Annotated in this window: 1 protein-coding gene; it reads right to left on the bottom strand. The window is 54.0% G+C overall.

Annotated elements, in window-relative coordinates:
- Positions 1 to 191: mannonate dehydratase (locus tag FDX22_RS21370; protein ID WP_186805410.1), on the bottom strand; the 191-nt coding region annotated here is incomplete at its 3' end.
- Positions 192 to 215 lie beyond the last annotated feature (24 nt).

Below are 215 nucleotides of genomic sequence, written 5' to 3' on the forward strand. Positions count from 1 at the left end.
CTTTCCACCACCGACCAGGTCAGCCCTTTTTCGGCCAGGGTAGCCTGGCGCTTTTGAATTTCTTCTACGGGCCACACTTCACCGTTGGGAATGTGGTGCAAGGCGGTCACAACACCCGTTGCGCCAGCCTGACGCACATCGTCAAGCGATACTGGATCGTTTGGTCCGTACCAACGCCAGGTTTGTTCCATTACTTCACCTCACAAGTTGTTATA

The organism is Citrobacter sp. TBCS-14 (genome assembly GCF_005280805.1).
Classification (GTDB): Bacteria; Pseudomonadota; Gammaproteobacteria; order Enterobacterales; family Enterobacteriaceae; genus Citrobacter; species Citrobacter gillenii.